This is a genomic window from Pediococcus sp. M21F004, assembly GCF_051122535.1.
GTDB classification, from domain to species: Bacteria; Bacillota; Bacilli; order Lactobacillales; family Lactobacillaceae; genus Pediococcus; species Pediococcus inopinatus.
This window is the reverse complement of sequence record NZ_CP177314.1, coordinates 1,157,840-1,170,053: the sequence shown is the minus strand read 5'-3', so window position 1 is coordinate 1,170,053 and position 12,214 is coordinate 1,157,840. Positions and strand designations below refer to the sequence as shown.

14 protein-coding genes and 1 other annotated feature are annotated in these 12,214 nt (G+C 37.4%); of the genes, 10 read left to right on the top strand and 4 right to left on the bottom strand.

The window, feature by feature from the left end; translation table 11 throughout:
• Window positions 1-37 precede the first annotated feature (37 nt).
• Window positions 38-691, top strand: a complete 654-nt coding sequence (locus ACLHK8_RS06115; RefSeq protein WP_063697322.1) for a hypothetical protein — start codon at window positions 38-40, stop codon at window positions 689-691.
• A 55-nt stretch (window positions 692-746) separates the two neighbouring features.
• Here ACLHK8_RS06115 and ACLHK8_RS06110 read toward each other — a convergent pair whose 3' ends face one another.
• The 3 genes from ACLHK8_RS06110 to ACLHK8_RS06100 form a co-directional block, all read right to left on the bottom strand.
• Window positions 747-1,181 carry a type II toxin-antitoxin system HicB family antitoxin gene (locus tag ACLHK8_RS06110; RefSeq protein WP_063697320.1) on the bottom strand — a complete coding sequence of 145 codons (435 nt, stop codon included), beginning with the start codon at window positions 1,179-1,181 and terminating at the stop codon, window positions 747-749.
• A 283-nt stretch (window positions 1,182-1,464) separates the two neighbouring features.
• The gene (locus ACLHK8_RS06105; RefSeq protein WP_063697318.1) at window positions 1,465-1,659 is read right to left on the bottom strand and encodes a hypothetical protein; all 195 of its coding nucleotides are present in this window, start codon (window positions 1,657-1,659) and stop codon (window positions 1,465-1,467) included.
• 57 nt (window positions 1,660-1,716) lie between these two features.
• Entirely contained in the window at window positions 1,717-2,538 is an 822-nt protein-coding gene (locus ACLHK8_RS06100; protein WP_063697315.1) for a MurR/RpiR family transcriptional regulator, read from the bottom strand.
• Between the two features lie 155 nt (window positions 2,539-2,693).
• Between ACLHK8_RS06100 and ACLHK8_RS06095 the strand changes: the two genes are divergently transcribed.
• Window positions 2,694-3,383, top strand: a complete 690-nt coding sequence (locus ACLHK8_RS06095; RefSeq protein ID WP_063697313.1) for an N-acetylmannosamine-6-phosphate 2-epimerase — start codon at window positions 2,694-2,696, stop codon at window positions 3,381-3,383.
• Window positions 3,384-3,489: 106 nt separating this feature from the next.
• Window positions 3,490-4,014: a Dps family protein gene (locus ACLHK8_RS06090; RefSeq protein WP_057773155.1), complete on the top strand. Its 525-nt coding sequence runs from the start codon at window positions 3,490-3,492 to the stop codon at window positions 4,012-4,014.
• A gap of 115 nt (window positions 4,015-4,129) precedes the next feature.
• Here ACLHK8_RS06090 and ACLHK8_RS06085 read toward each other — a convergent pair whose 3' ends face one another.
• Window positions 4,130-4,900, bottom strand: a complete 771-nt coding sequence (locus ACLHK8_RS06085) for an acetoin reductase (protein ID WP_063697311.1) — start codon at window positions 4,898-4,900, stop codon at window positions 4,130-4,132.
• Between the two features lie 63 nt (window positions 4,901-4,963).
• Window positions 4,964-5,215, bottom strand: a binding site (T-box leader).
• A 232-nt stretch (window positions 5,216-5,447) separates the two neighbouring features.
• Here ACLHK8_RS06085 and ACLHK8_RS06080 point away from each other — a divergent pair.
• The 7 genes from ACLHK8_RS06080 (at window position 5,448) to ACLHK8_RS06050 (ending at window position 12,211) form a co-directional block, all read left to right on the top strand.
• Window positions 5,448-6,167 carry a sulfite exporter TauE/SafE family protein gene (locus ACLHK8_RS06080; protein ID WP_063697309.1) on the top strand — a complete coding sequence of 240 codons (720 nt, stop codon included), beginning with the start codon at window positions 5,448-5,450 and terminating at the stop codon, window positions 6,165-6,167.
• Between the two features lie 171 nt (window positions 6,168-6,338).
• On the top strand, window positions 6,339-6,527 hold the full coding sequence (locus ACLHK8_RS06075; protein ID WP_063697307.1) for a hypothetical protein: 189 nt from the start codon (window positions 6,339-6,341) through the stop codon (window positions 6,525-6,527).
• A 324-nt stretch (window positions 6,528-6,851) separates the two neighbouring features.
• Window positions 6,852-7,160, top strand: a complete 309-nt coding sequence (locus tag ACLHK8_RS06070; protein ID WP_063697305.1) for a PTS sugar transporter subunit IIB — start codon at window positions 6,852-6,854, stop codon at window positions 7,158-7,160.
• Window positions 7,161-7,199: 39 nt separating this feature from the next.
• Entirely contained in the window at window positions 7,200-8,438 is a 1,239-nt protein-coding gene (locus ACLHK8_RS06065; protein ID WP_063697303.1) for a PTS sugar transporter subunit IIC, read from the top strand.
• 30 nt (window positions 8,439-8,468) lie between these two features.
• Window positions 8,469-8,801, top strand: coding sequence for a PTS lactose/cellobiose transporter subunit IIA (locus ACLHK8_RS06060; protein WP_082854835.1), 333 nt, complete (start codon window positions 8,469-8,471; stop codon window positions 8,799-8,801).
• Between the two features lie 14 nt (window positions 8,802-8,815).
• Window positions 8,816-10,270: a glycoside hydrolase family 1 protein gene (locus ACLHK8_RS06055; protein ID WP_063697300.1), complete on the top strand. Its 1,455-nt coding sequence runs from the start codon at window positions 8,816-8,818 to the stop codon at window positions 10,268-10,270.
• A 21-nt stretch (window positions 10,271-10,291) separates the two neighbouring features.
• Complete coding sequence (locus ACLHK8_RS06050) at window positions 10,292-12,211, top strand: BglG family transcription antiterminator (protein WP_063697297.1); 1,920 nt, start codon at window positions 10,292-10,294, stop codon at window positions 12,209-12,211.
• The last annotated feature ends 3 nt before the right edge of the window (window positions 12,212-12,214 follow it).

Genomic DNA, 12,214 nt, shown 5'->3' with positions numbered 1-12,214 from the left:
ATCTGATGAAAAAATACTTTTAGCAAGTTGTAGTTTAATGTTTGGAATTGCTGTTCTGAGTCTTGGGGGTGCCACAAATTCACAAAACGTGGCCACCGTTCATGCGGTGACAACACCTGCCAGTAACGGTTTGACAGCGCCTGAGAAGGTTGACGGGACCAATACTGAAGTGAAGTCTGTAACTGGTAATAGTACCAGCGGCAAAGTTGTTTACACAAATGGATCAGGCACCGCAACGACGGCTACTTATAAACAAAATAAATATCAAAATAGTAGTCAAGCCACTACCAGTTTTGCCAATTACCAAAACGTCACAGAAACGAATGGCCCTAAAATCACCCTTTCGGATGGCACTAAAGCAGTCAGACAAGGCGTCATGGGACATGTTTATATTCAGTGGCAGAAGAATGGTTGGAATGTGACCGCCGTGGCAGATACCGATCAGCTAACAACCACTTCGGTAAGCAGCACTAATAAGGCCGCAACCGCGGTAGCCAATAAGGTTCAAAAAACGTTGAAGGCGACCCAAGTCACGACCCAAGATGTCACAAAGGGAAATGTCGTGGTGTATAGTTCTAGCCAACAAAAGCCAGTGAATAGCATTAGCTGGCAACAAGGTAAAAAGGTCGCACGGGTTACAGGTGCGAACGTGACGACGACAGCTAAAATCGCTAAGGATACGTTGAAATAAAAAATTGAATATTGCTATTTTAAAACCCCAACCATTAATTTGGTTGGGGTTTTTGTTATCGGTTTAATTTTTTATTGGCAATTGCTTCGGTTAGGGTTTTGGAAAAATTCAAGTTCAATTTTTTCCCTAGTTTATCAGCCCATTTTGGAATCGTTAAAGTTTTCTTGATTGGTTGATCGGAACCAATGTAGCCATCTAAATCAACCATAACCATCGACACAAAGGATAAGTTCTGGTCATAGTTAAGTTCGTTGGGGTAAGGATTGTTTCTTTTTAAAGAGAGTGTTTGGATATCAGATGGTTTTGGTAAGTCGCGATTGTTTTCAATATAGTCGGCAACGGTAATGCCAAGCCAATCGGAAGCCATCGCCATTGCATCGGAAATATTTAAGCCTTGAGTAGCCGAGTTAGTGAAGTCTGGAAAGGTAACGAAAAATGGGACTTTTTCTGACTTGTCATAATAAAAAAGTGCTGGGTAGCTGACTAACATAAGAGATTCCTCCTTGAATGGATGGTAAAAGCGGTGAACTATTTCAAACCGGCATTATCTAAACTTCCTGACAGTTAATACGTTATACGTGTTACACGTGTTTTGTCAAAGCATCGTATCTATACATTAAAATTGATTTCCTAATACTTTGTTCTTTAGATAAATTACGCAATTTTAAAATCCCTTTATTAAAATAAAAGATCGAAAATAAGACAAAAAAACCTAACCCGGTATGTTTGGTTAGATTTTATATGTTTATTAGTGAAATGTCTGATATTCAATTTTATTGGTGATCAATTATTTCAGTGCCGACATCTGGTCCCCAGTCTAATTCTGGTGTACTTATGTTACCATACTTAGCAACATGTTCGTCGATTTTATCCCAAAAATTATCTTTGAAGGCTGTGGTTGAATATGAAAGTATTGGATTTTTTTGACTTAATTTTGATTTTTGGACAATTTTATCTTTTTTATCCATTTTATAGCCCCGCTTATTAGTATTTAATGCCTAGTTTAAGTACTGTTTGAACTTAAGTCAATCAATCGACTTATTAATAATTGACCGTAGAACACGTTCACGCATTTTCAATGAATTGATATGGTAGGTAATTGTGTAGCCTGTAATCAAAAGATCACAGACGCAGAGCTGAGAAATCTTGCCAGATAGGGAGCCGCCGTTCATCAAGAGTTCTTCCACCGCTGTTTGTAAAACGACGTCGCCTTGTTTAGCGATTGCTGACAACAAATGATTCGTCACGATAATTAATTTTGCGCCGTTTTGTTTGGCAATTTTGCAGGAATCGAAAATATCTTTGGTATTTCCAGACAAACTGAACGCAATGATGAGATCTTTGTCACTCATTAAAGCTGCGTTTTGCGCTTGGTAATGGGGATCGGTGATAGCTTCTGCTTGAATACCTTCGCGCAGAAAACGAGAAGCCATATCTTCAGCTGTGACGCCACTTGAGCCGACACCAAAAATAAAGATCCGTTGAGCTGCATGAATGAGATCAATCCCAGAGTTCAAATCTTTGGGATTGACCAATGATGCAGTGGAGCGGATGGCATCCATTAGTCGGTTGCTGACCAGATCCACGTAGGAATCAGGAGACTCTTTGGCGGAGTCTTGTTTGTAAGCAACTTTTGCAATGGCAATTTTTAAATCAGAAAAGCCCTGATAGTTTAGTTTTTGGCAGAAACGAACAATGGTTGCGTCGCCCACACCGGTTGATTTTTTCACGTCAGTTAAAGTTTGGTTGATCAGTTTATCGCCAGAACCGAGCACATAGTCGGCAACTTTTTTCTCGGATTTAGTTAAATCATCGCAGCGTAATTTAATTGTTTCTACATATGTCATGTGGAATTTTCCTCCAGTTTCTCTTACTAAACATTTTACACTCCAAACCGAAAAAAATAAACGAATTTAATGTATCCGTTTACAACAACTAAGTAACGTGGTATTCTTTATTTGTGGAGTAAATATCCAACAATAATATATTTTGGAGGAAAATTATGAATAAACAAGAATTTATCAATCAAGTCAAAGGAAATCTTATTGTATCTTGCCAGGCGCTCACAACCGAGCCCATGTATACAGAACAAGGTGGCGTGATGCCTTTGTTCGCCAAGGCTGCCGAGCAAGCGGGAGCTAAAGGGATTCGTGCTAATTCAGCGCGTGACATCAAACAAATTCAAGCCGTGACGGATTTGCCAATTATTGGGATCATCAAACGCGATTATCTTCCGGAGAAACCGTTCATTACGGCGACAGAAAAAGAGGTAGCTGAACTGGTTGCGACAGGGGTGGCCGTCATTGCGTTTGATTGCACAGATCGGCCTCGTCATGATGGTTTGACGGTACCCGAGTTTATTCATCAGATGAAAGCTAAGTATCCCGACCAACTCTTCATGGCAGATACTTCGACATTTGAAGAAGGAAAAGTTGCCTATAAGGCTGGAGTGGATTTTGTGGGGACGACGTTAAGTGGCTATACGGAAGAGAGCCAGAAGTTATCGGGACCAGATTTTGTTTTAATTAAAAAGTTAGTTCAGGCTGGCATTCCGACGATTGCGGAAGGTAGAATCCATGAACCGGGGATGGCGAAAGAAGCTCTAAAGATTGGTGCAATGAGTGTCGTAGTTGGTGGTGCAATTACGCGGCCAAAGGAAATTGCAGAACGGTTTGTGGCAGCAATTAAATAGGTTAAAATGAGTGGTCAAATTCCTTGAGTTGCGGGCAGAAACTCTCTAAGCTAAAGGTATAGTCGATGTTTCAACTAAGCCTGGAAAACTGAAAGGAGCCACTTTTATGAGTGAGCATCAATTTCCCAAGACCCAAGCACATTTGAACCAATTAATTGCTGATTTAAGCCAGCTACAAGTTAACGTTCAACAGGTCCACTGGTATATGCGCGGACCGGAATTCTTCAAGTTGCACCCAAAAATGGATGATTTTAATGAAGAGTTTGCGGAACAATTGGATGAAGTTGCAGAACGGTTAATTGCCCTCGGTGGCAAACCGTTTGCGACAACCCATGAGTTTATTGAACACACAAAGTTACCAGATAAAGTGATTGAATTTGGTGAGTTCCCATTACCAGAACTCATGAAACATTTGGATCACGATTTTAGATACTTGCGAGATCAATACCAACAGGGAATTGAGATCACGGATGATGAACAAGATTTACCAACCCAAGATATGCTGAATGGCTTTAAAGCCGAGATGGATAAACTAATTTGGATGGTCAGTGCCTACTTGGACAAAGGACCAACTGAAGAAGATAAAAAAATTGGCTTCAAGAGTCCAGATGGGCCACCAGTCCCGGAATAAATTAAGTAATGCGACCTAAAAGCGCTGTGACTATTTAAAGTTACAGCGCTTTTTTTGTTTTGCATTTATGGTTTGGAACGCTAAATTTAAATTATTGCCGTTCAGAAACTTAATTTTAATGGAATCGCATACCGCCATCGACTTGTAGTGACTGACCCGTCACATAACCAGCAGCGTCAGAGGCAAACCAGGCGACAACCTCAGCGATATCAGCAGGTGTCGCTTCACGACCAATCGCGATTTCGCTTAAACAATTAGCCTGTTGTTGGGCAACGGTCTCATGTTTGAGACTGGCGGTTTTTTTATCAATTGCGTCGCGCATTTTAGTCCGTACAATGCCAGGATTATAAGCATTCACGGTAATTTTATCTTCAGCCAGCTCCTTAGCGGCGGATTGTGTTAATCCACGAATCCCAAATTTTGAAGCAGAATAAGCACTTTGTAATGCAGATGCTTCGTAGCCAGCAAGGGATGCAGCATTGATAATGCGGCCACCATGGCCCTGCTTTTTAAATTGTGTGGCAGCAGCTTGAATTCCCCAATAAGTTCCTTTGAGATTAACATCTAATAAAAGTTCGACGTCATTTGGATCAGAGTTGATAAACGAATCAATAAAGGCAATGCCGGCGTTGTTAACATATACAGCCAGCTCGCCTAAGTCCGCAACTGCATCAGTAACTAATTGAAAAACTTGTTTACGATTTGCGACGTCTACTAAGTATGGTTTGGCAGAATAACCATCGGTTTGTAAATCCTGGGCAACTTTGGTGGCGGTACTTTGATTGATATCAGCAACAGCGATCGCATAACCGGCTTTAGCTAAGCGATGAGCGATACCCTCGCCGATACCTTGACCGGCGCCTGTAATAATAGCTAATTTACTCATATTTTTTCCTCTTTTCTCTAATTTAAAAATAAAAAAGCAGTCTCGTCCTTAATCTTTTAATAGATTAAGGACGAGACTGCTTTTCGCGTTACCACCTTATTTTAAATAACTTTCACAAGTTATTCCTTTTCGAGTACTACATAACTTTAAATACTCTAGCGTGCTATCGGGCGCGTCCGCTGTCACCTAACTGATTAGCTTAGTGGCAGGAAACAAAAACATTAATAGACCACCTTCAATTATTAGTTCTTACTGCCTTGCACCAAAATGGCAGTTCTCTGTGAAGAAATAATAATTTACTCATCCATTTGTTTGCTTATTTATTAACGTAATACAGCATATTATTATACGTAACGATGTGTATGTCAAGTTTAAATTAAAATTTGGTTAGTAAAACGTTTGAATTATCTAATCAGCAGATGAATCATCATAACGTGACTGAATATGATGACTGGAAGGTAATTGATACGCTTTAACTAACGACTATTGACCATGCCATACTGTTCATTCATACTGAGTGCAATAACGCGTTTAAAGGAGATTTATCATGGCAACTTGGTTATTAATTTTCTTCCCGGCTCTGTTAGCTGGGGTGGTTCAAGGATTGACGGGTTTCGGGGCCGTGATTGTCATGATGACTTTCTTTCCGGCTATTTTGCCAATTGCACCAGCGGCTGGGATCGCTGGGTTAAGTATGTTGGCAAGCATGGTTGGGCTGACTTACAGATATCGGCACGAATTTAAGTTTAAACGGGTTATTCCGCCATTCATTATCTACGCGGCAGTGGCTACCTGGTCAGTGCATCTTAGTAGTGTGTTGGACACGAATGTAATGCGGATGATGTTAGGCGGCTTATTGATAGCGCTATATTTGTACTTTACGCTGGTGAAAAATTCGGATTCACGTCAATTTCCTTGGTACGTTGCAATTGGCTTTATGATTATTTCCGGATTTTTCAATGGCTTACTTGGCATTGGTGGCCCGCTGATGGCACTTTACTTCCTGTCATTGTCCAAATCGATTCCGGAATATACGGCTAACATCCAAGGATTCTTTCTGATTGATGCTTTCTACATTAATAGCGTGCGAGTTGCCAATGGCATCTTGGTCCCGCATGATGTGCCATACATATTAGTGGGGATGGTCGCTGCCGGGATTGGAACCATCATTGCGGCCAGAATTGCGAACAAACTTGATGATCAAACGTTTAGAAAGTGGGTTTACCGGTTTATTGGGCTTAGTGGGATTTATTATTTATTTTTCTAACGTGTGTAAAGTTGATTTGAAACGTCGGACTGTTTGAGAGTACGACTTTTTTTGTCTTTCTGAATAGAAATTTAAAAATAGAAAGAACAATTTTAGTAGGAAATTCGCTTATTTAACGAATATGTTTCGTAAATGGTAGAATGAAACAAAATTGTTAAAAAGAGGATAAAAATGCAAATAAATAAAAAAATACTTTGCGATTTAGTCCGAGGAAAAAATCGCAAAGATGCTGAACTCATTTCACAGGCGATGAACGAATATGTGCGAACAAGTAGTAAAAATATTACGAAGCTTATGAAATATGCCGAGATAATGCGTGTTTCAAAGGTTATTGGGAATTATATGGAGGTTTTGTTATAAAGGATCATTTCAAAGGATACTATAGATAGTTGGTTGTAACGGAAATCAAACAAACAGATATTAAAAAAACAAATAAGAGCTATTAAGAGCGCTAAGGCTAATTATAAGTCTTGACGTTTTTTATTTTATATAAGACTAGATCATATTTCTGCTTGAAATTTATAAGGAATTAGGGATATTCCATCTTTTACATTTGCGCTATGTCACATCCTAGGTGACAAAACGAAATGTAAACGTATACAAATAATTTGTAGTATACAGGTGTAAAGACAAATAGGAATTATTAAATTCCAAATTGATTTTAAATTACTAGGAGGTAATTTTATGAGTAAAAATATTTTGTTGATTTGTGGTTCTGGTGCTTCATCTGGATTTATGGCTGCTAACATGCGAAAGGCAGTGAAAAAATTAGGTCTGGATTACAAAATTAAGGCGCGTAGTGAATCTGAATTAGGTGATTATGCAAACGATATTGATGCTTTAATGGTTGGACCTCATTTGAAAGCAGAATTTAAGGGCATTCAAGAACGAGTTCCTGATACGGTGAAAGTGATTTTGATGAAAGCAGATTATTATTCACTTTTAGATGGGAAAGGGGCAATAGAACATTTAGAACAAGAACTTAATGATTAAAGTGCATTTACTAAATCGTAGTTAAGGGGTGTATAAATATTGAATAAATTTATGGATTTTTTGAATAATAAATTTGCTCCTAAAGCGCAAATTGTTGGAAATAATGAGTGGATTGTAACTTTAAAAAACTCAGTGTTGGAGGTTTTACCATTTATTTTAGTTGGCTCAGTTATAAGTTTACTAAACATTCCGGGTAGTTTTTGGAATTGGTGGCCTGATTTTACGCCAATAAGTAATTTTTCTTTTGGACTACTTTCTATATTCGTTGCATTTTTAGTACCGTTCAATTTTATGGAATACAAGAAATTGAACAAACAACGTATCATCGCCGGATTAACCTCAATTGCTCTATTCTTAATGTTAACTAATCCGAAATTCAGTAGTGACGGTTCATTAGCATCGTTTCAGTTTAATGAGTTTGGTGCCGGGGGGATGTTTGTAGCAATTATTGTGGCCATTGGGGTTAGTCTGATTATGGAAGCTTTCGGACGATTTTCTTTCTTTAGTGAAGATACTGTCATTCCAGATTTTGTGACTTCGTGGTTTGATTCTATGTTGCCAATCGGTATTATTGTTTCGATTGGTTGGCTTTTGGTCGATGTTGCTCATTTTAATGTTTACAACATTATCGAATCTGTTTTTGCACCGCTAGCTAATGGTGCGGATACAATATATGGATTTATATTTATTCTATTTCTTGATTGTTTTATCTATTCAATGGGAATTTCTGGTTGGGTACTTGCGCCAATTACACAGCCTTTGATGCTAGGTGGAATTGCCGCAAACGTTGCCGCAGTTGCTGCAGGAAATCCTGCTACCCATGTGTTTACTAGTGAGGTTATATACAGTGGTTGGGCTTGGATAGGTGGGGTTGGATGTACCATGCCTTTAGTGTTGATGATGCTATTTATGGCTAAATCAAATCGATTAAAAGCAATGGGTAAAGCCTGCATTGTGCCCTCACTTTTCAATATTAATGAACCAGTAGTTTTTGGTACTATAGTGTGGAATCCATATTTGATGATTCCGCTATGGATTAATGGTCTTGTTTTACCGATTATTACTTGGGTTGGACTAAAGGCAGGATTGGCAGCCATTCCCAAAGCTTTAATGCAGATGTGGTATATTCCATATCCAATTTCAACATGGTTGGTAAGTCCTTCTGTTGGAGCAATATTATTATTAATTGTTGTTTTTGCAGTAGCTTGGATTATTTGGTTACCATTCTTTAAAGTTTATGATCAACAAGTAGTGAAGGAAGAAACTGTTAAGGCATAAAAAATATTTAATAAAAAGAGGAGCATAACTATGACGGAGAATATTGAAGACGGTTCAGTAAAAAATACTATGGATATTATTATTAATGCCGGCGATGCACGTGCATTTATTGCAGATGCATTGGATAATGTTGGAGATTTTGACTATGAATCTGCAAAGAAAAATATTGAAAAGGCAGACGCAAAGCTAGTTATTGCACATCGTCTTCAAACAAAAAAAATGCAGGAAGAAGCAGAAGGAAAGGCAATTGAGTATTCAGTATTATTTACACATGCACAGGATACGTTAATGACAATTATGACTGAATATAATCTTACTAAGCACTTAATTAATGTTTTTGAAAAACGCGATCAGAAAAAATAAAGGTGGTGTAAGTTATGAAACAAAATAAATATCCATTCTTTCCAAAAGATTTCCTTTGGGGTGGTGCACAAGCTGCTAGTCAGGCAGACGGCGCCTATCAAGAAGATGGTAAAGGGCTAAATTCATCTGATGTTCAACCATATCTAAAAGGATTATCGAATACGGAGATTCAGGAGTTAGAAACACAAGGAATGAAGTTAGACCAAGTAAAGAGTAATGCAAAGGACACCAGCAAATATTTTCCGAAACGTTTTGGTATTGATTTTTATAATACTTATCCGGAAGATCTTAAATTATTGGCAGGTATGGGCTTCAAAACGCTTAGGACTTCGCTTGATTGGTCCAGAATCTTTCCTAATGGAGATGATGAAGTACCTAATAGAAGTGCTTTAGAACACTATGATAAAATGCTTGATTGCATGCTTGAATTAGGAATTGAACCCATCATTACCATGAATCACTATGAAACTCCAATTAATATTACATTAAAGTATGGTGGGTGGCCGAATCGAGAGGTTATTCCAATGTTTGAAAAATTTGGTAAAGTTCTGCTAGATTGGTTTGGGGGGAAAGTTAAATATTGGATTGTTGTTAATCAAATCAACATGGTGCAAATTGAACCTTTTCTTTCTGTAGGTGTTTGTGCTGACCAGTATACAAACGAGGAGGAAGCATTTTATCAGGCTGTTCACAATCAAATGGTATCAGCAGCATGGATTAAGCAGTATGCTAAATCCTTACACAATTCTGATATTCATATTGGAACAATGGTTGCTGATGGCACGGCCTATCCAGCAAGCTGTAAGCCAGATGATGTGATATTAGCAATGCGACAAAATCGACTCCAATACTTTTTTACTGATGTTCAATTTCGTGGATATTATCCAAAATATGCAAAAAATTATTTTGCTCAGAGAGGCGATAAACTGGATGTTAGGAGTAAGGATTTAGAACTTCTAAAGGATAATCCAATGGACTTTTTAGCAATTTCCTATTATTACTCGAAGATGGTAGATGCCTCTAAGAATAAGTACTTACCTTCGGACACTAGTAAAAACCCTTATTTAAAGGAGAGCCCATGGGGATGGGCTGTGGATCCACAAGGACTTTATAATACGTTGAGCCAATATTGGGATCGCTACCAAAAGCCAATTATAATCGCGGAAAATGGTATTGGAATGTATGATAAAGTTGAAGAAAATAAGATTCATGATCAGTATAGATCGGAATACTTGTCAGAACACATAGAACAAGTGGGAAGAGCGATTCATGATGGTGCTGAAGTGATCGCATACTGTGCTTGGGGGCCAATTGATATCGTTAGTTGTTCATCTCAACAAATGTCTAAGCGTTACGGATTTGTGTATGTCGACAAAGACGATGAAGGCAAAGGCAGTGGTAAACGGCTACCAAAAGATAGTTATTATTGGTATAAGAGTGTTATTTCTTCAAATGGTGCACAGATATAGTGTATACAGGAGGCAAACTATTTGCATAAAAACCATAGAACAGAATTATTGGAGTATTTACAAAATAATCCTGGTTGGCATACCTCTAATGAATTAGCCGTGGTAATTGGCGTATCTACACGTAGCATAAAGCGCTACGCAAAAGACTTAGTCGATTCCTCGGCTATTTTTGTCAGTAATAACGGATATAAGATTAATCAGGAAAAACAAATTACTACGGTAAACGGTTCGACAGCAAGTTTAAGTTATGACAGTATTGAGCGTGTGCTTGTCAATGAACTTACTCAAGAGAAATCATTAAATATTTATGACCTTACGGAACAATTTTACCTTAGTGAATCAACGTTATTAAAGCTAATGCATGAAGTACAAAGTTATGTTAAAGCCTTTAATTTAAAATTAACTCATTCGGGAGACGAGTGGGTTTTGCACGGGAAGGAAATAGATAAGCGTAGAGTGATTAGTGACATCTTATACAAAGAATCTGGAAGAACGTTTATTGGTTCCGATTCAATCCAAGATAACTTTGCTGATATAAATGTTAAGCATTTTGCCGATATTATAAAAAGACTAGCCAGATTAAAGGATATTTATTTGAATGTATTTGATTTCAATAATATTTTACTTCACGTGGTAATTGCGACGCATAGATTGAAAAATGGTTATCTGCCACAGATAAATTATTCTCAGAATGAAACTCAACGTCCAAGTGCTAATGAAGGGCGACAAAATGATCTAGATTTTGAATTTGGTAGTGAATTAATTGAACAAATAGAAAAATCAGAAAGGATAGTTTTCTCTAATGAAGAACGTCATAGTTTGGTGTTAGTTATTCAATTTTCCATTACTAGAAAGCACAGCGACTTGGAGGATAACGTTAATCATAGTACTGCTGTCTTAGTTGATGATTTAATTAAATATGTAAATTCAATGTTAAACATTGATCTGAGAAGTCTCAATTTTAGAGAGCAATTTGCTATTCATATTCAACGATTATTAGAACGTTCCTCACATGGTTATGTAGAGCGAAATCCTATGCCATTAAGAATTCGAGAATCATCTCCTATAATTTATGAATGTGCAGTGTTGATATCGAATCGATTAGAGGAGATTAAGAAGATTTCAATTGATGATGATGAGATTGCATATATAGCAATGCATATCGGAAATGCTGTTTCAGAATATATAAATGACCTTCATAAATTATATGTAATAGTGTTGATTCCGGACTATCAAAGTGATGACAGTAACTTTATAAATCGGTTAGAAAGATTATTTAGTCAAGATATAGTGATAGGAGGAATTGTTCATACGCCTGAGCAATTGGAGGATAGTAAATATGTACGAACCGTCGACTTTGTTGTGCAAGTAAATTCAGATTATTTGCTACAGACAATAAGACATACTAACATTTCTCAATTTCTAACACAGCTTGATTATCGCAGAATTAGCGGAATTATAGAAGAATTAAAGCATGAACAAGAGAAAAATAACTTTGCAGCTAATTTAAGAAACTTTTTTCCACCGGAAAATTTTAAGATTATCAAAAATGACGCAACAAGAGATGGCATATTTAAAAAAGTATGTAGTGAATTAGAAAAAAAGCATGTTGTAGAAAAAGATTTCCTGAAGCAATTGAAAGAAAGAGAAGAAATGTCTAGCACAGCCTTTGGAAAGGTTGCCATTCCGCATTCGTTACACATGAGCGCATTAAAGACACAAGGATATATTTTATTGAGTCCTAAAGGAATTAAATGGGATAATAACGGAAGTACAGTAAATTTGGTGTTTTTGCTAGCCATTAGCGAAGCAAATAAAAGTTCTTATCGAAATATATTTGATGATGTTTCGCAAATTGCAGTTGATGCTAAAAATGTTTCAACTCTCGTTAATACTTCAAGTTATAATAATTTTATTATTCAACTTAGCGAATTGTTATAGTAC

Excerpts from the sequence above, each read along its gene's own strand:
- ACLHK8_RS06100 (WP_063697315.1), bottom strand. The coding sequence starts at position 2,538 with ATGACATATGTAGAAACAATTAAATTACGCTGCGATGATTTAACTAAA.
- ACLHK8_RS06110 (WP_063697320.1), bottom strand. The coding sequence starts at position 1,181 with ATGTTAGTCAGCTACCCAGCACTTTTTTATTATGACAAGTCAGAAAAA.
- ACLHK8_RS06095 (WP_063697313.1), top strand. The coding sequence starts at position 2,694 with ATGAATAAACAAGAATTTATCAATCAAGTCAAAGGAAATCTTATTGTA.
- ACLHK8_RS06075 (WP_063697307.1), top strand. The coding sequence starts at position 6,339 with ATGCAAATAAATAAAAAAATACTTTGCGATTTAGTCCGAGGAAAAAAT.
- ACLHK8_RS06115 (WP_063697322.1), top strand. The coding sequence starts at position 38 with ATGTTTGGAATTGCTGTTCTGAGTCTTGGGGGTGCCACAAATTCACAA.
- ACLHK8_RS06090 (WP_057773155.1), top strand. The coding sequence starts at position 3,490 with ATGAGTGAGCATCAATTTCCCAAGACCCAAGCACATTTGAACCAATTA.
- ACLHK8_RS06105 (WP_063697318.1), bottom strand. The coding sequence starts at position 1,659 with ATGGATAAAAAAGATAAAATTGTCCAAAAATCAAAATTAAGTCAAAAA.
- ACLHK8_RS06060 (WP_082854835.1), top strand. The coding sequence starts at position 8,469 with ATGACGGAGAATATTGAAGACGGTTCAGTAAAAAATACTATGGATATT.
- ACLHK8_RS06085 (WP_063697311.1), bottom strand. The coding sequence starts at position 4,900 with ATGAGTAAATTAGCTATTATTACAGGCGCCGGTCAAGGTATCGGCGAG.
- ACLHK8_RS06080 (WP_063697309.1), top strand. The coding sequence starts at position 5,448 with ATGGCAACTTGGTTATTAATTTTCTTCCCGGCTCTGTTAGCTGGGGTG.
- ACLHK8_RS06055 (WP_063697300.1), top strand. The coding sequence starts at position 8,816 with ATGAAACAAAATAAATATCCATTCTTTCCAAAAGATTTCCTTTGGGGT.
- ACLHK8_RS06070 (WP_063697305.1), top strand. The coding sequence starts at position 6,852 with ATGAGTAAAAATATTTTGTTGATTTGTGGTTCTGGTGCTTCATCTGGA.